Here is a 20,002-nt window from a genome sequence, read left to right on the forward strand (position 1 = left end):
CCCGCGGTTAAGAAGTACTCACGGGCGGCGGAGCCGCATCGCCGAACGGATCCGACGTGCGGCCGACCAGATCGCCGACCGATTTGAGCACCGCGGTGGGACGGTAGGGGAACAGTTCCACCGAATCCCGCGTCGAAATTCCGGTGAGGACGAGGATGGTCTGCAGCCCGGCCTCGAGCCCGCAGACGATGTCGGTGTCCATGCGGTCGCCGATCATCAGCGTGTTCGCGGAGTGCGCGCCGATGGCCCGCAGCGCCGAGCGCATCATCAGAGCGTTCGGCTTGCCCACGTAGTACGGGTCGCGACCGGTGGCCCTGCTGATCAGTGCGGCAACGGATCCGGTGGCCGGAAGGGAACCCTCCCGGGACGGGCCGGTGGGGTCGGGGTTGGTGGCGATGAAGCGAGCGCCCCTCTCCACCAACCGAATTGCGGTGGTGATCGCCTCGAAGGAGTAGGTGCGGGTCTCGCCGAGGACCACGTAGTCGGGATCGTTGTCGGTGAGGACGTACCCGATGTCGTGCAGTGCGGTGGTGAGCCCGGATTCGCCGACGACGTAGGCGCTGCCGCCGGGTCGCTGGCTCGCCAGGAACGTCGCGGTGGCCAGGGCGGACGTCCAGATCGATTCCTCGGGAATGTCCAGGCCGGTGCGGAGCAGACGGGCGCGGAGATCGCGCGGAGTCCTGATCGAATTGTTGGTGAGGACGATGAACGGGGTACCCGACTCCCGGAGTTCGGCCAGGAACAGGTCTGCCCCGGGGACCAGGTGCTCTTCGTGGACGAGAACGCCGTCCATGTCCATCAGATAGGTCCAGCCCGGGTGCTCTACGTCTTTGCTCACCGACTCAGTATGAGGGAGCGGGAGGGTGCATGCGCGACTATGCGAGCAGCCGGAACAGACCGATGAGGCCGACGACGACGATGGTTCCCCGCAATGCGGTCGGCGACAGCCTGCGGCCGTAACGGGCGCCGAGGACGCCTCCGAGCAGCGAGCCCACCGCGATCAGGCCGGCGGCCGCCCAGCTGATCCGGTCGAAGGCCACGAGCGTGTACGCGGTCGCGGCGACGACGTTGACGATGAGCGAGAGCAGGTTCTTCGCGCCGTTCATCCGTTGCAGGCTCTCCGGCAGGATCGCGCCCATCACACCCATCAGCAGGATGCCCTGCGCGGCGGTGAAGTATCCGCCGTACACTCCCACGGCGAACGTCCCGACGGTCAGCAGGGTGAGGCGCGCCGGGCTCAGCCCCGCCTCGTGGCTGCCGCGCTGCTTCGCCCAGGCCTGAATCTTCGGCTGCAACACCACCAGGATCAGGGCGAGGATCAGCAGCACCGGGACGACGAGTTCGAACACAGTTTCGGGTAGGTGGAGCAGTAGCCACGAGCCGAGAACCGCACCGCACAGTGACGCCGGGATCTGCCACCGCAGCCGCGGCCCCTGCCCGGCCAGTTCCCGCCGGTACCCCCACGTGCCGGACACGCCACCGGCGACCAGGCCGATCGCGTTCGACATCGTGGCGGTCACCGGAGGGAACCCGAACGCCACCAGGGTGGGGAAGGTGATGAGCGTGCCGCTGCCGACGATGGCGTTGATCGCGCCCGCGCCTACACCGGCTACCAGGATCGCGATGACTTCGAGTGGTGTCACCGAGGCGACGTTACAAGGGCCTCGGAAGGCCCGGCAGCCGGGTCGCACGACCACGGAGATACAGGGCTGCACGCATCATCCAACCGCATGGATCTCCGTCTGTCAGTACTTCTGCGCACGGTGATTCTTGCGGGCGATCGGCACCATTTCCCCTGTGTTGCAGGGAAATACCCCGTGTTGACGGGGTTCGGGAATGCGGCTAGTGTTCGCTTCAACCATCCAGAGCGACCGAGAGACCTGGCTCGTTGACGTCGCAGCAACCCTTCCGAATTTTTCGGGTGCGGGTGCTACCGCCGGGATCGATGGAAGGCAGCACATGAACTACCTCGCGCGCCCTGCGTGGCGCAGACGGCACATCGACCTGTGCCGGACCACCTCCTGCCACTGTTGACGAGGTCTCACAGCACGCTCACCGGGCATTTCGCCCGGTGAGTGCCTGACGCGCGCCCGCATCCCGCGGAAGACGCGCCCTCCTGCAGTCCCGTTTCCAGGTGAAAGGCCGCCTCAGTGATGTCTGTCGTAAGTGGTGAGGGAGCGTGAGCGCCCCCGTCCGGGCGCGTTCGGCCGCGCCCCTCGATTCAGTGCCCTCCGGCGACGGGGACGCCGCGCTGGAAGTGGCGCGGAGGTGGCATCCGTGGCGGTGGGTCGTCAGCGCAGCCGTGCTGGTACTGCTCGCCCAGTTCGTCCACGGCCTCGCGACCAACCCGGGATGGGACTGGGCGACGTTCGCCAAGTACTTCACCGCCGGCTCCGTGCTGCAGGCCCTGTGGATGACGGTGAAGCTGACACTGTGGGGGACGATCCTCGGATTCGCACTCGGTGTGGTGCTGGCGGTCAGCCGCTTGTCGCACAACCCGGTGCTGCAGGTGATCGCCTGGGTGTACATCTGGGCGTTCCGGTCGATTCCGCTGATCGTGCAGCTTCTGTTCTGGTTCAACATCACGTACCTGTATCAGACTCTGTCGCTGGGCATTCCGTTCGGTCCGGGCTTCTTCACGTTCGAGGTCAACGGTGTCATCAGCGGCTTCACCGCCGCCGTCATCGGTCTGGCCCTGCACCAGGCCGCGTACTCCGCCGAGATCATCCGCTCCGGCATCATCTCGGTGGACCACGGGCAGATCGAAGCGGCGCAGTCGCTGGGCATCCCGCGCCGACGTCAGTTCTTCAAGATCGTTCTGCCCCAGGCGATGCGCGGCATCCTGCCGAACGCCGCGAACGAGGTGATCAGCCTGTTCAAGGGCACCTCGATCGTGTCGACGATGGCAATTGCCGAATTGTTCTACCAGGTTCAGGTGATCTTCGGCCGCAACGGCCGCGTCGTGCCACTGCTGATGGTCGCGACGATCTGGTACATCATCCTGACCACGCTGTTGTCGATCGGCCAGTACTACGTCGAGCGGCACTACGCACGTGGATCGGCACGGGCGCTGCCGCCGACTCCGTGGCAGAAGCTCACCCGAAAGTTTGCCGAGATCCGTGACGCCGGCGTCTCCGTACCGAGAGGTGCCACGAAATGACAACCGAAGCCCATCCGGCGGAGTACGCGGTGGAAGTTCGCGGAGTCCACAAGTCCTTCGGCGCACTCGAAGTCCTGCGGGGTGTGGACCTGCTGGTCCGCAAGGGCGAGGTGACGGTGATCCTGGGGCCGTCGGGTTCCGGCAAGTCCACGCTGCTGCGCACGCTCAACCACCTGGAGAAGGTCGACCGCGGCACCATTCGCATCGACGGCGACCTCATCGGTTACCGGCGCAAGGGCAGCAAACTGCACGAACTGCGTGAACGGGACATCCTGAAGCAGCGTTCCCGGATCGGATTCGTCTTCCAGAACTTCAATCTGTTCCCCCACCTCACGGTGCTGGAGAACGTGATCGAGGCGCCGGTGTCGGCGCAGGGCCGCGACCGGGCCGAGGTCGAGGCCGAGGCGATTGCGCTGCTCGAACGGGTGGGCGTGGGTGACAAGGCTCACGAGTACCCGCGACAACTGTCCGGCGGCCAGCAACAGCGGGTCGCGATCGCCAGGGCCCTCGCACTGCGCCCGGCGGTGATCCTGTTCGACGAGCCCACGTCGGCCCTCGACCCCGAACTGGTGGGCGAGGTCCTCGCCGTGATCAAGCAATTGGCACGGGACGGCGCGACCCTCGTGATCGTCACCCACGAGGTGGGCTTCGCGCGGGAGGTCGCCGACACGGCGGTCTTCATGGATGCCGGCGTCGTGGTGGAACAGGGCCCGCCCTCGCAGATCATCGACAACCCGCAGCACGACCGCACCACAGCATTCCTCTCCCGAGTTCTCTGATTCTCCACACCTCGGTGTGGATCCCCGAAAGGCACACATGTCCACCGCACGGTTCCGTACGAAAATTCTGGCCTCGGCCCTCACCACCGTCGCGCTGCTCGCCGCCGCGTGCGGGGGCGGCGACGTCGAGGACGAGGGATCGGGGCCGACCTCGGCTGCCGGATACAACCTCACCGCCGACCAGAATCGCATCACCACCGACGAGGTCGAGTCGATCGCCGCGAAGGTCCCCCAGCAGATCCGCGACCGCGGCACCCTCATCGTGACGGGCAGCGCCGGTTCCGCCCCGCCCCTGCGTTTCTACGCCGACGACGACAAGACGCTCATCGGCTCGGAGACCGACTTCGCGTACCTGATCGGCGACGTTCTCGGGTTGAAGGTCGATCTCCAGGCCGCGGACTGGGCGCAGAACTTCGTTCGCATCGATTCGGGGGAGGCCGACGCGTTCATCTCCAACGTCACCGTCACCGAGGAGCGGAAGGAGAAGTACGACTTCTCGACGTACCGCCTCGACACGGTCGCGTTCGAGACGAAGAAGGGCAGCGGCATCCAGATCAAGGAGCCCAAGGACGTCGCGGGTCTGAAGATCGCGGTCTCCTCCGGAACCAATCAGGAAGCGCTGCTGGTGAAGTGGAGTGAGCAGAACGTCGCGGCGGGGCTCGAACCGACCGACATCACGTACTACCAGAACGTCACCGACTACTACCTGCCCCTCGCGTCGGGCCGGATCGACGCCTACTTCGGGCCCAACCCGTCCTCGTCGTTCCACGTGGCGCAGGCCGGGGAGAGCGAGATCGCCGGAACGTTCTCGGGGGCGGGCGACGCCCTCCAGGGTGAGATCGCCGTGCTCACCAAGAAGGACAACGGACTGGTGACCGCCGTCAACGAGGCCATCAACCACATCATCGAGAACGGTACGTACGCACAGGTTCTCGACCGTTGGAACATCGCGAGCGAGGCCGTCGACACGTCGGTCGTCAACCCGCCCGGACTCCCGAAGACCAGCTGACAGGAGGACTGGTGACCGAGAGGACCGAATCCGTGCAGACCGTGTTCGTCGATCAGGCCGATCCGCTGGCCGCGCCGCTGCTCGAAGAACTGGCGATCGAGTACAGCACCCGGTACGGGCGCACCCGCGACGAGATCTACGACGATCTCAGCACGTATCCGGCGGAGGAGTTCGCCGCACCGGGTGGCGCGTTGCTCGTTCTGGTCGAGGACGGGACATCCGTGGCGGGCGGGGCGTTCCGCCGCTACGACGACACGACGGCCGAACTCAAACGGATCTGGACCTCGTCGGCGCACCGCCGTCGCGGCCTCGGACGAATCGTGCTGCGGGAGCTCGAGGCCGCGATCACCCGAGCAGGGTATTCCCGCATCTTCCTCACCACGGGGCCGCGGCAGCCCGAGGCGGTGGCCCTGTACCTGGCCGCGGGGTACACGGCGCTGTTCGACCGCTCCCTCCCACCGCAGGACGTCGGAATCCACGGATTCGAGAAGATCCTGCACACCCCTACCGCTCTGCCTTCCGCCTGGGCCGCAAAGGAGTACGAGTCTGTATGAAGTTTCTGCTGATGAGCCTGATCACCCACCACCCGGACCCGGTGACCGGGGAGAAGATCGGCACCGCGGCCAGGCTGCAGGAGGTTGTGGACTCCGCCGTCCTCGCCGAGCAACTGGGGTACGACGGGTTCGCGGTGGGCGAGCGCCACGAGCATCCTTTCCTGTCGTCGTCCCCGCCCGTGGTGCTCAGCGCCATCGCGGCGCGCACCAGCACGCTGCAGTTGTGGACGGCGGTGACCACGCTGAGCCTGCTCGACCCGGTCCGCGCGTTCGAGGACTACTCGACCCTGGACAACCTGTCGGGCGGCCGGTTGCAGCTCATCATCGGCAAGGGCAACGGCACCGCGCAGGCGGAGCTGTTCCACGTCACCCCGGACGACCAGTGGGACCGCAACCGCGAGGGCTACGAACTGTTCCGGCAGTTGTGGGAGAGCGAGGACGTCACGTGGGAAGGCACGTTCCGGCCGTCTCTCGAGCACGCTGTCGCCCTTCCGCGCCCGCTGCAGCGGCGGATCCGGATCTGGCACGGCAGCGCGACGAGCAAGGAGTCGGTGGATCTCGCCGCCCGCTACGGTGATCCGATCTTCTCGGCGAACGTCACGTATCCCATCGACTCGTACGCCGAACTCGTCCGGCACTACCGCGAACGGTGGGCGCACTACGGTCACGATCCCGCCGACGCCCTCGTCGGCGCCGGAACGGCCGGGTTCTACGTGACGGCGAACTCGCAGGATGCGCTGGACGTGTGGCGGCCGATTCACGCGGCTCGCCTCGACTTCGCCCGCAGGGCAGGACTTCCGGTGGTGTTCGAGACCGTGGAGGACTTCGTCGAACGCAGCTCCGCACTGATCGGCAGCCCGCAGCAGGTGATCGACAAGGTGCAGCGTTACCACGAGCAGTTCGGCCACGAGGTGATCCACCTGAGCGCCGACCGCGTCGGCAGCGACAAGCAGCACCGCGAAAGCCTGGAGCTGTTCCAGGCCGAGGTGGCACCCACGCTGCGCGAGACCATTCCGAGCCGCCCCCTCGCGGCCGGCACCGAGGAGGAAGACGCATGAGCCTGTTTCTGGGCATCGAACTCGATGGCGAGGGTGCGCATCCCGAAGCCTGGCGGCGCGCCGCGCACACACCCGACCGGTTGCTGACCGGGCGAACGGTGGCGGACCGCGTCGCGGCAGCCGAGAACGCCGGCTTCACGTTCGCCTCCTTCGACGATTCCCTGCTGCCGCCCGGCGCCCACGGGGGACCCGTCGGCCGGATCGACGCGGTGAACCGCGCGGCGTTCGTTGCCGCGACCACCAGCACGATCGGACTCGTACCGGTCGTCGGCACGACGTACGCCGAGCCGTTCCACACGTCCTCCCAACTCGCGACGCTCGACTACGCGTCGCGTGGTCGCGGCGGCTGGATCCCGGCACGCGACACCGACCCGCGGGTCGCGAGCGCACTGGGCCGGGCCGAGGTCACCACACCCGCCGACCTCGCGCGGGAGGAACGGGACGCGATCACCGTGGTCCGGGACCTGTGGGATTCGTGGGAGGACGACGCGGTGATCCGCGACTACGCCACCGGACGTTTCGTCGACCGCGACCGACTGCACTACATCGACTTCCGGGGCGAGACCTACTCGGTGAAGGGTCCGGCCATCGTGCCCCGGCCACCGCAGGGGCAACTGGTGGTGTTCGGCGTCGAGGGGGACACCGATCCGTCGCTGGTCGACGTGGTGCTGCTGTCCGGACCGACACTCGAGGACACCGTCGAGGCCGCCGGGCGCGCGAAGGCCGGCGGCGCGGCGCTGGTGGTCGCCGAACTGGATGTCGCGCTCGGCTCGTCGACGCCTGCCCTTCCGAGCGGACGGTTGTCGTTCGCCGGCGATGCCAGCGGGCTGGTGGAACTGCTCCGCGCCCTGGATGCGCACGTCGACGGTGTGCGCCTGCATCCCGCCGTCGTGGACGAGGATCTTCCGGTGCTCGCGCGGTACGTGGTCCCGGCACTTCGCCGTGCCGGCATCGCCCACCGTCCCGTCCCCGGTTCGACCCTGCGCAGCACGCTGGGCCTCGATCGTCCCGTCACCCGATTCCAGGCCGAGCGCCTCGAAGACTCCTCTCGCTGAAAGGTTGTGGAGAACATGACCGACAACTCGTACGCCAGACCCGGCGCCCAGGTGCACTTCGGTGTCTTCTTCCAGGGCGTCAACCACACGACGATCTGGTCCGATCCGTCGAGCGGATCGCAGATCGACTTCGAAACGTTCCGGCGGGTGGCACTGACCGCCGAGCGTGGCCTGTTCGACGCCTTCTTCCTCGGTGAGGGCCTGCGCCTGCGGGAACAGGAAGGGAAGATTCTCGATCTCGACATCGTGGGCAGGCCCGACGCGATCACCCAGCTCTCGGCGCTGGCCGGCATCACCCGGCACATCGGGTTGGTGGCGACCCAGAACACCACCTACAACGAGCCGGCCGACCTCGCCCGGCGGCTGTCCGGGCTGGACCTGCTGTCCGGTGGCCGTGCCGGCTGGAACGCCGTCACCACGGACAACGCGTGGACCGGTGAGAACTTCCGGCGCGGCGGCTTCCTCGATCACGCGGACAGGTACGAGCGGGCCGGGCAGTTCCTCGACACCGCCCGGGCGATCTGGGATGCGTGGGCCGACGGCGCGGTCGCGACGAGCACCGACGCACCGTCGTGGTCGACCCCGGACGGGGTGCGGGAGGTGTCCCGGCGCACGTCGCAGTTCGACGTCACGATCACTCCGACGCTGCCGCGCAGCGCCCAGGGGCATCCCGTCATCTTCCAGGCCGGCGACTCACCGGCGGGCCGGGACTTCGCGGCCGCGCACACCGACGTGATCTTCTCCCGGCACGGAACGCATTTCGACGAGGCGCTCGCTTTCGCCGAGGACATCAGGGCGAGATTGCGTCGTGCCGGGCGTCCCGAGGACGACGTCAAGATTCTGCCGGGCACGCAGATCGTGCTCGCGGAGAACGCGTCCGAGGTGGAGGAGAAGGTGCGCTGGGTTCTCGAGGGCCAGTACACCGGGCAGACGGCGTTGTCGCTGGTGGGTCAGGTGTGGGGCCGCGATCTGTCCGATCGCGACCCGGACGGCCCACTGCCCGAATTCGATCCGGTGCCCGCGCCGATCTCCGTCACCCGTGGGGCGGCGCGTGACGGAAAGGATCCGCTCGCCATCGCCCGGGAATGGCGGGCCCTGGCAGAGGCGCAGAACCTGTCGCTGCGTCAGGTTGCGATCGCGACCACCCAGCGCTCCGGTTTCGCCGGTACTCCCGGGCAGGTCGCCGACGAACTCACCCGGTGGGTTCGCAGTGGCGCCACGGACGGGTTCAACATTTCGCCGTATCTGGTGCCCACCGGACTCGACGAGATCGTCGACCTGCTGGTGCCCGAATTGCAGGAGCGAGGTTCGTACCGAACGGAATACGAAGGCTCCACCCTGCGTGAGCACCTCGGGCTCCGGCCCGCCCTGTCGCGGCGGGAGGTCGAGTCCCGGCAGGCGGTCGGGTAGCGGGGGTCCGTGTGGCGCCACGACCGGCGATCTCTTACACTCGGTAACGACCATCCAGAGCGACCGAGAGACCTGGCTCGTTGACGTCGCAGCAACCCCCCGCCCTGCGGGTGCGGGTGCTACCGCCGGGATCGATGGAGGAACGATGTTGACCGAAGGTTTCGTGAGCGCCTGGGGGCGCCTGCACGTCGATCTCTGCCGGCTGTCCACCTCGATCTGTCACAGCTGACCTGACACCCCGATCCCTCGGGGTTCCGGCTCTTCACACCGCATCCGCGTCGGATCCGGTGTCCTTCACCTTCCTGTGCGCGTGAGCGCTGCCGATACGACGGGCAGCGCGCACGGCACTTCTTCGAGATCACGGAGTTCTCGGTGCCATCAGTGCTTTTGTCCTCGCCCCACCGCGGTGCCCGCATCGCAGCAGGTATCGGCGCCGCCGCCGTGCTGGCCACGGCGCTCACCGCCTGCGGTGGCGGTTCCAGCAGTTCCTCCGCGGATGCGGGCCCCGCACAGCCGGGCGGAACACTCCGCTACGGACTCTCCCAGGCACCGACGTGCGCCGACCCCGCGCAGTCGGGCACGAATCAGACGATCTACGTGGCTCGTCAGGTGGTGGACTCGCTCACCGACCAGGACCCGGAGACGGGCGAACTGAAACCGTGGCTCGCCGAGAGCTGGGAAACCGACGCCGACGCGTCCTCCTTCACATTCCACCTGAAGGAGGGGGTCACGTTCAGTGACGGAACACCTTTCACCGCGGAGTCGGTGAAGAAGAATCTCGACGCCATCGTGAAGACCCTCTCCGGCGCCAAGGCCCCGCTCGGTGTTAGCTACCTCGCCGGTTACACCGGTACCACCGTGATCGACCCGTTGACCGCGCGGGTCGACTTCGCCGCACCCAACGCGCAGTTCCTGCAGGCGTCGTCCACCCCGCAGCTGGGCATCCTGTCCGATGCGTCCGTCGCGAAGTCCGCCGAAGAGCGGTGCACCGGCAACATCTCGGGCACCGGGCCGTTCACGTACGCCGACTACCAGCAGGACAAGTCGGTGACCCTCGCCAAGCGCGCCGGATACAACTGGGGTTCGGACGTGTTCGGCCACGACGGCGAGGCGTACCTCGACACCATCGAGTTCAGTGTCGTGCCCGAATCCGGTGTCCGCACGGGCAGCCTGTCCTCGGGACAGCTGGACGCGATCAGTGACGCGTTGCCGCAGGACGCCCCGCAGATCGAAGGCGCGGGCGGGCAGGTGCTCACCACGTCGAACCCCGGGACCCCGTTCGGCTTCCAGCCCAACGTGACTCGCGGACCGCTCGTCGACCCTGTCGTGCGCAGCGCGCTGGTCCCGGCGATCAACCGGCAGGAACTGGTCGACACCGTACTCGGGCCCAACTTCACACCCGCCACCAGCACGCTGGCCAGCCGCACCCCGGGCTACGTGGCGCTGCCGGACGTGACGTACGACCCGGAGAAGGCGAAGTCGATCCTGGATCAGGCGGGCTGGGTTCCCGGTGCCGACGGCATCCGCGAGAAGGGCGGTCAGAAGCTGAGCTTCCCCGTTCTGTTCAGCTCCGTGTTCGCCGGCAACCAGGCCATCCTCGAACTGGTGCAGCAGCAGCTCAAAGAGGTGGGAGTGGATCTGCAGCTGAATCTCGTGTCCACTCCGGAGGCCACCGCCCGCCAGAATTCCAAGGACTTCGACGCCACCTACTACAACAGCACCCGCGCCGACGGTGACATCCTCCGCACCCAGTTCGGCCTCGACGGCCGCAACCTGAACAACCGCGGACCCATTCCCGCGCTCGACGACGTGCTCGCGAAGCAACTCGCCGCCACCGACACCACCGAGCGGAGCGCGCTCGTCGCCGACGCCCAGCAGCAGGTGCTCGACAACGGCCTGTGGATCCCCACGGTGGAGTTGTCGCAGGCGATCGGTGCCGGCCCCAACGTGCAGGACCTGAAGTTCGAGGCCTCGGCCCGGCTCCAGTTCTTCGACACCTGGATCAGCGGACGCTGAGCCATGATTCGCTACCTCGGACTCCGCGTGCTGCAGGCGATCGCCGTCCTGTGGGCGACGTTCACCGTGTCGTTCGCCGTGCTGTTCCTGCTGCCGTCCGACCCGGTGAGTATCGCCGTCGACTCGGCGTCCACCGGAACGACGGTCGACGCGGCCGCTGTCGCGGAGCTGCAGGCGCGGTACGGACTCGACCAGCCCGTGTGGGTGCAGTACTGGAACTCGCTGAGCCACGCCGTCCGCGGTGACTTCGGGTACTCGATCGCCACCGGGCAATCGGTGACCGAGGCGATCGGGAACGCGGTCCCCAGCACGCTCGCGCTGGCGTCGGCGGCGCTGGTTCTCGCGGTCGTGTTCGGGGCAGCGGTCGCGTTCCTCGCCACCTACACCAGGGTCCACTGGGTGCGGAATCTGCTGTTCTCATTGCCTCCGCTCGGTGTCGCGGTGCCGACGTTCTGGGTGGGACTGATTCTGCTGCAGCTGTTCTCGTTCCGGCTGAAGGCGTTCCCGGCGTTCGGTGACCAGGGGGTCGCGACGCTGGTGCTCCCCGCGGTGACGCTCGCGCTGCCGACCGGCGCCGTGATCGCGCAGGTGCTCGCGGCGAGTCTGCAGACCACGTGGCGGCAGCCGTTCATCGAAGCCGCGCGGGCGAAGGGTGCGTCCCGCTGGCAGATTCAGACCCGGCACGCGCTGCGCCTGTCGAGCATTCCGGCGTTCACCATCGCCGGTGTGCTCGTGGGGAATCTGCTGGCCGGATCGGTCGTCGTCGAGACGGTGTTCTCGCGCGCCGGCGTGGGGCGGCTCACCCAGACGTCCGTGATGGCGCAGGACATTCCGGTGGTCCAGGGAATCGTGGTGCTGAGCTCGGTCGTCTACGTACTCGTCAATCTCGCCGTCGATCTGCTCTATCCGCTGATCGATCCCAGGATCGTCGAGGGCAGACGCAGTTCCGGCTGGAGCACAGACTCCGCGGATGTGGAGGAGAAGGTTCATGTCTGACATCCTCACCAGGGAACTGATCGACGAGGCCGAGGGGTTCGGCACTCCGCCGGTCGAACCGCCTCCCGTGATCGCGTCCGAGTCGGACAGTCGCGGACGCCGCGTGGTGACGTGGTTGCGTCGCAATCTCGTGCTGGTGGCCTCGGCCGCCGTGCTCCTCGTCGCGGTCGGATTCGCGGTGGCGCCGTCGGTGTTCGCGAGCGGCGACCCGCTGGTCGGGGTGCCCGCCCAGAAACTGCAGGCGCCGAGTGCCGCGCACTGGTTCGGCACCGACAACATCGGCCGTGACGTGTATACCCGCGTGGTCCACGGCGCCGGATTGTCGCTGACCGCAACGCTGTTGGCCGTGGGCATTGCACTGGTCGTCGGTTCGCTGATCGGCCTGCTGTCCGGTGCCGTCGGCGGTGCGCTGGACGCCGCCCTGATGCGCGTCGTCGACGTCCTCCTGTCGATCCCCGCCCTGCTGCTCTCGCTCGCTCGGTGACCGCGCTGGGGTTCGGCACGGTCAACGTGGCCATCGCGGTGGGCGTGTCGCTGATCGCGAACTTCGCCCGCGTGATGCGTTCGGAGGTGCTGCGAGTGCGCCGGTCGCTGTACGTCGAGGCGGCGTTCGCGTCGGGTGTCCGCTGGCACACGGTGCTGCGCCGCCACGTTCTGCGGAACTCGTACGCGCCCGTCGTGGCACTCGCCGCCGTCGAGTTCGGGATGGCGGTCCTCGCGGTGTCGTCGCTGAGCTTCCTCGGGTTCGGCGCGGTGCCGCCCACCCCGGAATGGGGCTCGCTGATCTCCGAGGGCCGGAACTACCTCGCCACCGCGTGGTGGATGACCACCCTGCCCGGACTAGTGATCGTGGCCGTCGTGCTGTCGGCGCACCGACTCGGACATGCACTCGAACAGAGGGAAGTGCGATGAGTTCGACTACTAGTGCTGAGGCAGGCGCCACGGCGCCGCTCCTCCAGGTCTCCGGACTGCGGGTGGCGTACGGGAGCGTGAGCGATCCCGTCGTGGCCGTGAAGGGCGTCGACCTCACGGTCTCGCGCGGAGAAGTGGTGGCCGTGGTCGGCGAGTCCGGCTCCGGAAAGTCCACCACGGCGCACGCGATCCTCGGACTACTCAGCGGATCCGGGCGGGCCGTGGCCGGCACCGTGACGTTCGACGGTGAGCGTCTCGACACCAAGTCGGAGCGCGCACTCGAGCGGGTCCGCGGCGCCCGGATCGGCCTGGTTCCCCAGGACCCGACGACGTCGCTCAACCCCGTCCTGCGGGTCGGCACCCAGGTGGCGGAGGTGCTCCGGATCCACGGTCTCGCCGACCGCCGGACGGCAGGCATCGAGGCGGTGCGCATTCTCGCCGAGGCCGGGATCGACAAGCCCGAGGTGCGGGCGAGGCAGTACCCGCAGGACCTGTCGGGCGGGCAACGGCAGCGCGTACTGATCGGGATCGCGCTGGCGTGCAGCCCCGAACTCGTGATCGCGGACGAGCCGACCAGCGCACTCGATGTCACCGTGCAGCGCCGGATTCTCGATCACCTCGACGCGCGGATCGCCGAGGCCGGCACCGCGGTCCTGCTGATCACGCACGATCTGGGTGTCGCCGCCGACCGTGCCGACCGGATCGTGGTGATGAGCGAGGGCGAGGTGGTGGAAGCGGGCCCCACCCGCGAGGTCCTCGAGAACCCCCGGCACGAGTACACCCGCACCCTGCTGGCCGCGGCGCCGAGTCTCGCGGTGGGACGGGGGCCCAGCCGCGCCGCGGAGACGGGAGCCGACCCTGCTGTCCTGCTGCGGGTGTCCGGGGTGTCCAAGACGTTCCGGATCGACCGGCGCACTGCCATCGACGCCGTCCAGGACGTGTCGTTCGAGGTTCCCCGCGGGCGCACGCTGTCGCTGGTGGGGGAGTCCGGGTCCGGCAAGTCCACGGTGGCGCGGATCGCGATCCGGTTGGAATCTCCCACCGCAGGCCGCGTCGAGTTCGACGGCCGGGACATCACCACCCTGCGCGGCGGCGCGCTGCGAGCCCTGCGCCGCCGAGTGCAGATCGTGTACCAGAACCCCTACGCGTCCCTCGATCCGAAACTGGCGATCGCGGACATCGTGGCGGAACCGCTCGGCGCGTTCGGTGTCGGCACCCGGGCGGAACGGGCGGCACGAGTCGCAGAACTGCTCGAACAGGTCGCGTTGCCGCGGATCTACCTCGAACGCAGACCGGCGGAGCTGTCCGGTGGGCAACGGCAGCGGGTCGCCATCGCCCGCGCGCTCGCGCTGCACCCGGAACTCGTCGTGCTCGACGAACCGGTGTCCGCACTGGATGTCTCGGTGCAGTCGCAGATCCTCGGGCTGCTCGAGGGCCTGCAGCGGGAACTCGGGCTCAGCTACCTTTTCATCTCGCACGACCTCGCCGTGGTCCGGCAGATCAGCGACACGGTTGCGGTGATGCGGTCCGGTCGCATCGTCGAATCGGGCACCGCGGCAGAAATATTTGACAATCCTCGCCACGACTACACCCGGCAGTTGCTCGACGCCATCCCGGGACGATCCGTCGTGCGTCCACGTTCCGCACAGCTGGAGGAATCGATTCATGCCTGAGCCACACGACCCGCTCGTCGCCGTCGATCTGTACGGCACGGGGATTCACCCACAGTCCTGGCGTCGTCCGGACTCGCGCGCCGAGGACCTCTTCACCGCCGGCTACTGGACCGGCCTGCTCGGGCTGGCCGACTCGGCCGGAGTGGACCTCGCGTTCGTCGGCGATACCTTCGCGATCGCCACGACGGGACATGCCGAGCAGCGTGGGCAACTGGACGCCGTGGCGATCGCGGCACGGGCCGTCGCGTCCACCGAGCGGATCGGGCTGGTTCCCACGGTGACCGTCACCCACACCGAACCGTTCCACGTGTCCAAGGCCATCGCGAGCCTCGACCACGCGTCGCTCGGCCGCGCCGGATGGCAGGTGGACGTGTCGGCCGGTCAGGCGCAGGCGAATCTGTTCGGACGCAAGGAGGCACAGGATGCCGAGAGTCTGTGGGCGGAGGCGGCCGACGCGATCGAGGTCGTGAGCCTGCTGTGGGACAGCTGGGAGGACGACGCCGAGATCCGCGACGTCGCCACCGGCCGCTTCATCGACCGGGACAAGCTGCACTACATCGACTTCGAGGGCACGCACTTCTCCGTGAAGGGTCCCTCGATCACGCCGCGGTCGCCGCAGGGGCAGTCGCTGATCGTGATCGGCGCGCGGGACGAGCACTCCACCCGGGTCGCCGCGGCGCGTGCCGACGTGATCCGCATCGGCGCACCCACCGTGGACGCAGCCCGTGACGTCGCGGACCGCGTGCGACGTGCCGCCGCCGAGGCCGGCCGGGACCCCGCCTCGCTGCGGATCCTGCTCGACGTCGAGGTGGTGATCGCCGACACCGCCGACGCCGCGGAACGCGACCTCGCCCAGCTCGAGAACTGGTCCGGCAGCCGGTACGAGCCGGCGTCGATTCTCCACCGCGGCGACGCGCCGGGCCTCTCCCGCCTGATCACCGACGTGGTGGGCGCCGGGGGCGTCGACGGCGTGACCCTCCGGCCGCTGGCGCTGGCGTCCGGCCTGAACGAGATCACCGAGCGCGTCCTGCCGCTGCTGCGGCCGGGCGACCGAGCGCCCGACAGCGGAGTGCTCCGGGAGCGGCTCGGCTTCGCCCGTCCCGTCAATCACTTCGCCGGACAGGACTGACATCATGAGCAACCAGCGCAAGCAGATTCATCTCGCCGCGCACTTTCCCGGCGTCAACAACACCACCGTGTGGAGCGACCCCGAATCGAAGAGCCAGATCGACTTCGACTCGTTCGTGCACCTCGCGGAGACCGCCGAACGCGGATTGTTCGACTTCTTCTTCCTTGCCGAGGGCCTGCGCCTGCGTGAGCACCGAGGACAGATCCACGACCTCGACGTGGTGGGCCGCCCCGACACGTTGACGGTGCTCGGCGCACTCGCCGGAGTCACCACGCATCTGGGCCTGGCGGGGACGATCAACACCACATTCAACGAACCGTACGAGCTGGCACGGCAATTCGCCTCGCTCGACCATCTGTCCGACGGCCGGGCCGCGTGGAACATGGTGACGTCCTCGGACGCGTTCACGGGGGAGAACTTCCGGCGCGGGGGATACCTCGACAAGGCCGACCGGTACGTCCGCGCAGGCGAACTGATCGAGGGCGCCCGCAAGTTCTGGGACAGCTGGGATCAGGATGCGCTGCAGATCGACCGCGCCCGGGGAGTGTTCGCCGCGGACAACTCGATCCGCGACGTCACGCACTCCGGCTCCCAGTTCGACATCCGGGGACGGTTCACGATTCCCCGGAGCCCGCAGGGGCACCCGGTGCTGCTGCAGGCGGGCGACTCCGATCAGGGCCGCGAATTCGGCGCCGCGCAGGCGGACGCGATCTTCACGATCCACGGGTCGCTCGAGGACGGCCAGAAGTTCTACACGGACGTCAAGAGCAGGCTGGCGAAGTACGGGCGCAGCCACGGCGATCTCAAGGTGCTGCCGGCGGCGACGTTCGTGCTGGGCGACTCCGCGGCGGACGCGGCCGAGCGCGCCGTTCACATCCGGCACCAGCAGGTGGGCCCACAGACGGCGATCGCGTTTCTCGAACAGGTCTGGGGCCGAGACCTTTCCGCGTACGACCCGGACGGTCCGCTGCCGGACGTCGAACCGGCCGACGACACGAACATCACCCGCGGCCGGGTGCGGCACGCGAAGGACCCACGCGAGATCGCTGCCGCGTGGCGGGCGAAAGCGGAAGCCGAGAAGCTCAGCATCCGGGAACTGATCATCGCGGTCACCACCCGCCAGCAGTTCGTCGGCACCGCCGCCCAGGTGGCCGAGGAGATCGACCGCTACGTGCAGGCGGACGCGTGCGACGGCTTCATCCTGGTACCGCACCTCACTCCGGCCGGGCTCGACGAGTTCGTCGAGAAGGTGGTCCCGGAGTTGCAGAACCGCGGCAGTTTCCGCTCCGAGTACTCGGGGACGACCCTGCGCAGTCATCTCGGACTGCGCCATCCGCATCACCAGACAGAAGGAGTTCGGGCATCATGACCGCAGTCACGGCAGGCGCGACATTCGAGCAGGACTGGCAGGACTGGCATTCGGGGCGGGAGGAGTCTTTCCGCGATCCGCTGGGATGGCTGAGTCTCACCGCCCTGCACTGGCTCGTCGAGACCGACACCACGTTCCCCGACCTGCCCGGGAAGTGGCGGGCCGACGCGGACGGTGTGGTGATCACGGCGACCGCCGACGCCGGGCTCGAGGTCGACGGCGAACCCGTCGACGGCACGGCGACCCTCGCACCCCTGGAGGGTGCACCCGGTCTGCTCGTGCGGCACGGGAGCCGCAACATCGAGGTGATCCGGAGAACCGGTGACGTCGCCCTCCGGATCCACGACCCCGAGGCAGGCACCCTCGCCGCGTTCACCGGCATCCCGACGTTCCTGCCCGCGCGGCAGTGGGCCGTGCCGGCGACGTTCAGCCCGTTCCCGCAATCGCGCGTCGTCACGACGGGTGCGGTCGTCGAGGGGCTCGAGCACCACCACACGGCGCTGGGGACGCTGGAATTCGAGTACGACGGCGCCGCACACGAACTCGTCGCGTTCGCAGGCAAGAACGGTGGGCTGCACGTTCTGTTCACCGACGCGACCAGCGGGGTCAGCACGTACCCTGCGGCGCGGTCACTGGCCGTGGACGCTCCCGCCTCCGACGGCCGGGTGATTCTCGATTTCAACCGGGCGGCAAACCTGCCGTGCGCGTTCACCGACTACGCCACCTGCCCGGTCGCGCCCGCCGAGAACCGGCTGACGCTCGCGGTCGAGGCCGGCGAGAAGAACCCGCGGTAGGCATGGCCGAGAAGCAGGTCGTGCTCGGGGCGGCGGCACCCGCCGGCCGGACGGACTTCGCCGTCCTCGCGGATGCCGCCCGCACCGCGGAGCGGGGGAGATTCGACTTCTTCCTCGCCGACGGCGTCACCGCGGCGAACGCGCTGGCCGGGTTCACCGACACGGTGGGGCTCGCGGCGACGCTGGACACGACCTCTGCCGAACCGTACGACGTCGCCCGCCGGCTGGCCTCACTCGATCACCTGTCCGGCGGGCGGGCGGCGTGGAACACCGGGGCCTTCGGCGACGAGCGGGCCGCGGAGTTCGTCGACACCGCACGCACGCTGTGGGATTCCTGGGCCGAGGGGGTCGTGACCATCGACCGCGGCGCGGGGCGATTCGTCTCGGATCCCACCGCAGGCGCGTTCTACCACCGGGGCAGGCACTTCGACATCGGTGGACGCTTCACCGTCCCCCGGAGCCCGCAAGCGCAACCGGTGGTGATCGTGTCGGGTGACGGCCCGCAGGCCCGGGATCTCGCCGCCCGGCACGGTGACGTGATCATCGCGCCGCTCGGCACGTTCGAGGCCGGTCGCGAGTTCTACGACGACCTCGCACGCCGCACGGTCGAGGCAGGCAGGCCCGCCGGTGCGGTGAAGGTTCTGTCCGCCACGCCGTTCGCGGGTACCGCCACGTCCGTCGCGGACCGGATCGTCCGGTGGGTCCGCGAGGACGCAGCGGACGGGTTCGTCCTGCCCTCCTCTCTCACCCCGGACGAACTCGCCCTGTTCGTCGACACGGTCGTGTCGTTGCTGCAGGACCGCGGCGTCCTGCGCATCGAATACACCACCGCCACGCTGCGGCAGCACCTCGGACTCGGTGCCCCGCGCAGCCATCGCGCTGTCAATCCCCGCTCTCTCCAGAAGGTGCCCTCATGACCACTCCGTTGTCCGTCCTCGACCTGTCGCCCGTCAGCGAGGGCACCACCGCCCGCACCGCGCTGCGGAACACCGTCGACCTCGCCCGGCACGCCGAAGCGTGGGGATACAAGCGGTACTGGGTTGCCGAACACCACTTCGTGGGCGTCGCCAGTTCCTCGCCGGCCGTGCTCGTCGGGATCCTGGCCGCGGCGACCAGCACCCTCCGGGTCGGCGCCGCCGCGGTGCAGTTGGGCCACACCACCGCAGCGGCCGTGGTCGAGGCGTTCGGCACCGTCGACGCGCTGTACCCGGGTCGTCTGGACCTCGGGCTCGGACGGTCGGGTCAGCGCCGGGCCGAGGCGTTGAAAGCGGTTGCGGAACGCAACAACCTGCCGGCCCCGCCCCGCCGGGAAACGGAGATCCGCGACGGCGTCGTGATCCCGGCACCGTTCGATCCGTCCGGGCTCCTGCTGTCTCCGCGGCTCACGGCGGCGCAGTCGGTACTGCAGCAGCCGGGCGCGCTGTCGCCGGCGTTCGACCAGCAGGTCGACGACATCCTGGCACTGCTCGGCGGCACGTACAGCACCCCGGACGGGATCGAACTTCACGCCAGCCCGGGCGAGGGCGCCGACGTCGAGGTATGGGTGTTCGGCAGCAGCGCAGGGCCCAGCGCCGAACTGGCCGGGCGGCTGGGGCTGCCTTTCGGGGCGAACTACCACGTGAGCCCGTCGACGACCATCGAGGCGGTCGAGGCGTACCGCGCCGCGTTCCGCCCGTCGCCGAACCTGCAGAAGCCGTACGTCGTCGTCTCCGCCGACGCGGTCGTGGCGGAGGACGACGCGACGGCGAAGGAACTGGCGTCGACGTTCGCGCACTGGACGCACAGCATCCGCAGCGGCCACGGAGCAATCCCGTATCCGGACCCGGCGCACACGGCACCGCTCGGCGAGGCGGAACGCGCGGCGGTCGAGGACCGGCTGATCACCCAGTTCGTGGGGGCGCCGGCCACCGTCGCGGACCGACTCGACAGTCTGCGAAGGCTCACCGACGCCGACGAACTGGTGATCACCAGCGTCACCCACGATCACGGCGACCGGTTGCGCTCCTACGAGCTGCTCGCAGCGGAGTGGGGACTGCCGGGCCTGCTGGCCGCCTGAGGGCACGATGATTGAACGCTGGTCCAAATGGG

At 68.7% G+C, this 20,002-nt stretch carries 19 protein-coding genes, 1 pseudogene and 2 riboswitches; of the genes and pseudogenes, 18 read left to right on the forward strand and 2 right to left on the reverse strand.

The features are described from left to right. Nucleotides 1-7 precede the first annotated feature (7 nt). Complete coding sequence (locus JVH1_RS26120) at nt 8-799, reverse strand: HAD-IIA family hydrolase (RefSeq protein WP_051004170.1); 792 nt, start codon at nt 797-799, stop codon at nt 8-10. Nucleotides 800-875: 76 nt separating this feature from the next. Then, nucleotides 876-1,643 (reverse strand): sulfite exporter TauE/SafE family protein, encoded by a 768-nt coding sequence (locus JVH1_RS26125; protein ID WP_009474899.1) that lies wholly within the window; start codon nt 1,641-1,643, stop codon nt 876-878. Between the two features lie 212 nt (nt 1,644-1,855). Continuing rightward, nucleotides 1,856-1,952, forward strand: a riboswitch (SAM riboswitch). A 7-nt stretch (nt 1,953-1,959) separates the two neighbouring features. Between JVH1_RS26125 and JVH1_RS26130 the strand changes: the two genes are divergently transcribed. From JVH1_RS26130 to JVH1_RS26215, 18 genes and pseudogenes are all read left to right on the forward strand, one after another. Beyond that, nucleotides 1,960-2,034: a putative leader peptide gene (locus JVH1_RS26130; protein WP_368681154.1), complete on the forward strand. Its 75-nt coding sequence runs from the start codon at nt 1,960-1,962 to the stop codon at nt 2,032-2,034. Nucleotides 2,035-2,179: 145 nt separating this feature from the next. Beyond that, nucleotides 2,180-3,160: an ABC transporter permease subunit gene (locus tag JVH1_RS26135; RefSeq protein WP_029539262.1), complete on the forward strand. Its 981-nt coding sequence runs from the start codon at nt 2,180-2,182 to the stop codon at nt 3,158-3,160. After that, nucleotides 3,157-3,939, forward strand: a complete 783-nt coding sequence (locus JVH1_RS26140) for an amino acid ABC transporter ATP-binding protein (RefSeq protein WP_009474897.1) — start codon at nt 3,157-3,159, stop codon at nt 3,937-3,939. The genes JVH1_RS26135 and JVH1_RS26140 overlap by 4 nt, the downstream gene beginning before the upstream one ends. Before the next feature lie 37 nt (nt 3,940-3,976). Next, nucleotides 3,977-4,948 carry an ABC transporter substrate-binding protein gene (locus tag JVH1_RS26145; protein ID WP_009474896.1) on the forward strand — a complete coding sequence of 324 codons (972 nt, stop codon included), beginning with the start codon at nt 3,977-3,979 and terminating at the stop codon, nt 4,946-4,948. Between the two features lie 11 nt (nt 4,949-4,959). After that, nucleotides 4,960-5,502: a GNAT family N-acetyltransferase gene (locus tag JVH1_RS26150; protein ID WP_009474895.1), complete on the forward strand. Its 543-nt coding sequence runs from the start codon at nt 4,960-4,962 to the stop codon at nt 5,500-5,502. Continuing rightward, on the forward strand, nt 5,499-6,560 hold the full coding sequence (locus tag JVH1_RS26155) for an LLM class flavin-dependent oxidoreductase (RefSeq protein WP_009474894.1): 1,062 nt from the start codon (nt 5,499-5,501) through the stop codon (nt 6,558-6,560). Before JVH1_RS26150 ends, JVH1_RS26155 begins: the two co-directional genes overlap by 4 nt. After that, a complete protein-coding gene (locus JVH1_RS26160) occupies nt 6,557-7,615 on the forward strand; it encodes an LLM class flavin-dependent oxidoreductase (RefSeq protein WP_009474893.1) in 1,059 nt (352 codons plus the stop codon). The genes JVH1_RS26155 and JVH1_RS26160 overlap by 4 nt, the downstream gene beginning before the upstream one ends. Before the next feature lie 15 nt (nt 7,616-7,630). Next, nucleotides 7,631-9,025, forward strand: coding sequence for an NtaA/DmoA family FMN-dependent monooxygenase (locus tag JVH1_RS26165; RefSeq protein ID WP_009474892.1), 1,395 nt, complete (start codon nt 7,631-7,633; stop codon nt 9,023-9,025). A gap of 47 nt (nt 9,026-9,072) precedes the next feature. Next, a riboswitch (SAM riboswitch) is annotated at nt 9,073-9,166 on the forward strand. Between the two features lie 4 nt (nt 9,167-9,170). Then, nucleotides 9,171-9,254 (forward strand): putative leader peptide, encoded by an 84-nt coding sequence (locus JVH1_RS26170; RefSeq protein WP_310794466.1) that lies wholly within the window; start codon nt 9,171-9,173, stop codon nt 9,252-9,254. Nucleotides 9,255-9,406: 152 nt separating this feature from the next. Continuing rightward, nucleotides 9,407-11,041, forward strand: a complete 1,635-nt coding sequence (locus tag JVH1_RS26175; protein WP_043778944.1) for an ABC transporter substrate-binding protein — start codon at nt 9,407-9,409, stop codon at nt 11,039-11,041. A 3-nt stretch (nt 11,042-11,044) separates the two neighbouring features. Beyond that, nucleotides 11,045-12,037, forward strand: a complete 993-nt coding sequence (locus JVH1_RS26180) for an ABC transporter permease (protein ID WP_009474890.1) — start codon at nt 11,045-11,047, stop codon at nt 12,035-12,037. Next, a pseudogene (locus tag JVH1_RS26185) lies at nt 12,030-12,949 on the forward strand (ABC transporter permease). Before JVH1_RS26180 ends, JVH1_RS26185 begins: the two are co-directional and overlap by 8 nt. After that, entirely contained in the window at nt 12,946-14,622 is a 1,677-nt protein-coding gene (locus JVH1_RS26190; protein ID WP_009474887.1) for an ABC transporter ATP-binding protein, read from the forward strand. Before JVH1_RS26185 ends, JVH1_RS26190 begins: the two are co-directional and overlap by 4 nt. Next, nucleotides 14,615-15,751, forward strand: a complete 1,137-nt coding sequence (locus JVH1_RS26195) for an LLM class flavin-dependent oxidoreductase (protein WP_009474886.1) — start codon at nt 14,615-14,617, stop codon at nt 15,749-15,751. The genes JVH1_RS26190 and JVH1_RS26195 overlap by 8 nt, the downstream gene beginning before the upstream one ends. A gap of 4 nt (nt 15,752-15,755) precedes the next feature. Then, the gene (locus JVH1_RS26200) at nt 15,756-17,120 is read left to right on the forward strand and encodes an NtaA/DmoA family FMN-dependent monooxygenase (RefSeq protein WP_009474885.1); all 1,365 of its coding nucleotides are present in this window, start codon (nt 15,756-15,758) and stop codon (nt 17,118-17,120) included. Continuing rightward, the gene (locus JVH1_RS26205) at nt 17,117-17,914 is read left to right on the forward strand and encodes a DUF1684 domain-containing protein (protein ID WP_009474884.1); all 798 of its coding nucleotides are present in this window, start codon (nt 17,117-17,119) and stop codon (nt 17,912-17,914) included. Before JVH1_RS26200 ends, JVH1_RS26205 begins: the two co-directional genes overlap by 4 nt. Before the next feature lie 2 nt (nt 17,915-17,916). Then, complete coding sequence (locus tag JVH1_RS26210; protein WP_009474883.1) at nt 17,917-18,831, forward strand: LLM class flavin-dependent oxidoreductase; 915 nt, start codon at nt 17,917-17,919, stop codon at nt 18,829-18,831. After that, nucleotides 18,828-19,970 (forward strand): LLM class flavin-dependent oxidoreductase, encoded by a 1,143-nt coding sequence (locus tag JVH1_RS26215; RefSeq protein WP_009474882.1) that lies wholly within the window; start codon nt 18,828-18,830, stop codon nt 19,968-19,970. Before JVH1_RS26210 ends, JVH1_RS26215 begins: the two co-directional genes overlap by 4 nt. Nucleotides 19,971-20,002: the final 32 nt, after the last annotated feature.

It is taken from the genome of Rhodococcus sp. JVH1 (assembly GCF_000280725.2).
Lineage (GTDB): Bacteria > Actinomycetota > Actinomycetes > Mycobacteriales > Mycobacteriaceae > Rhodococcus_F > Rhodococcus_F jostii_A.

Bases quoted from the DNA above. Each gene is read 5' to 3' on its own strand.
- JVH1_RS26120 (WP_051004170.1), bottom strand. From the start codon at position 799: ATGGACATGGACGGCGTTCTCGTCCACGAAGAGCACCTGGTCCCCGGG.
- JVH1_RS26140 (WP_009474897.1), top strand. From the start codon at position 3,157: ATGACAACCGAAGCCCATCCGGCGGAGTACGCGGTGGAAGTTCGCGGA.
- JVH1_RS26145 (WP_009474896.1), top strand. From the start codon at position 3,977: ATGTCCACCGCACGGTTCCGTACGAAAATTCTGGCCTCGGCCCTCACC.
- JVH1_RS26155 (WP_009474894.1), top strand. From the start codon at position 5,499: ATGAAGTTTCTGCTGATGAGCCTGATCACCCACCACCCGGACCCGGTG.
- JVH1_RS26160 (WP_009474893.1), top strand. From the start codon at position 6,557: ATGAGCCTGTTTCTGGGCATCGAACTCGATGGCGAGGGTGCGCATCCC.
- JVH1_RS26165 (WP_009474892.1), top strand. From the start codon at position 7,631: ATGACCGACAACTCGTACGCCAGACCCGGCGCCCAGGTGCACTTCGGT.
- JVH1_RS26170 (WP_310794466.1), top strand. From the start codon at position 9,171: ATGTTGACCGAAGGTTTCGTGAGCGCCTGGGGGCGCCTGCACGTCGAT.
- JVH1_RS26180 (WP_009474890.1), top strand. From the start codon at position 11,045: ATGATTCGCTACCTCGGACTCCGCGTGCTGCAGGCGATCGCCGTCCTG.
- JVH1_RS26190 (WP_009474887.1), top strand. From the start codon at position 12,946: ATGAGTTCGACTACTAGTGCTGAGGCAGGCGCCACGGCGCCGCTCCTC.
- JVH1_RS26195 (WP_009474886.1), top strand. From the start codon at position 14,615: ATGCCTGAGCCACACGACCCGCTCGTCGCCGTCGATCTGTACGGCACG.
- JVH1_RS26200 (WP_009474885.1), top strand. From the start codon at position 15,756: ATGAGCAACCAGCGCAAGCAGATTCATCTCGCCGCGCACTTTCCCGGC.
- JVH1_RS26205 (WP_009474884.1), top strand. From the start codon at position 17,117: ATGACCGCAGTCACGGCAGGCGCGACATTCGAGCAGGACTGGCAGGAC.
- JVH1_RS26210 (WP_009474883.1), top strand. From the start codon at position 17,917: ATGGCCGAGAAGCAGGTCGTGCTCGGGGCGGCGGCACCCGCCGGCCGG.
- JVH1_RS26215 (WP_009474882.1), top strand. From the start codon at position 18,828: ATGACCACTCCGTTGTCCGTCCTCGACCTGTCGCCCGTCAGCGAGGGC.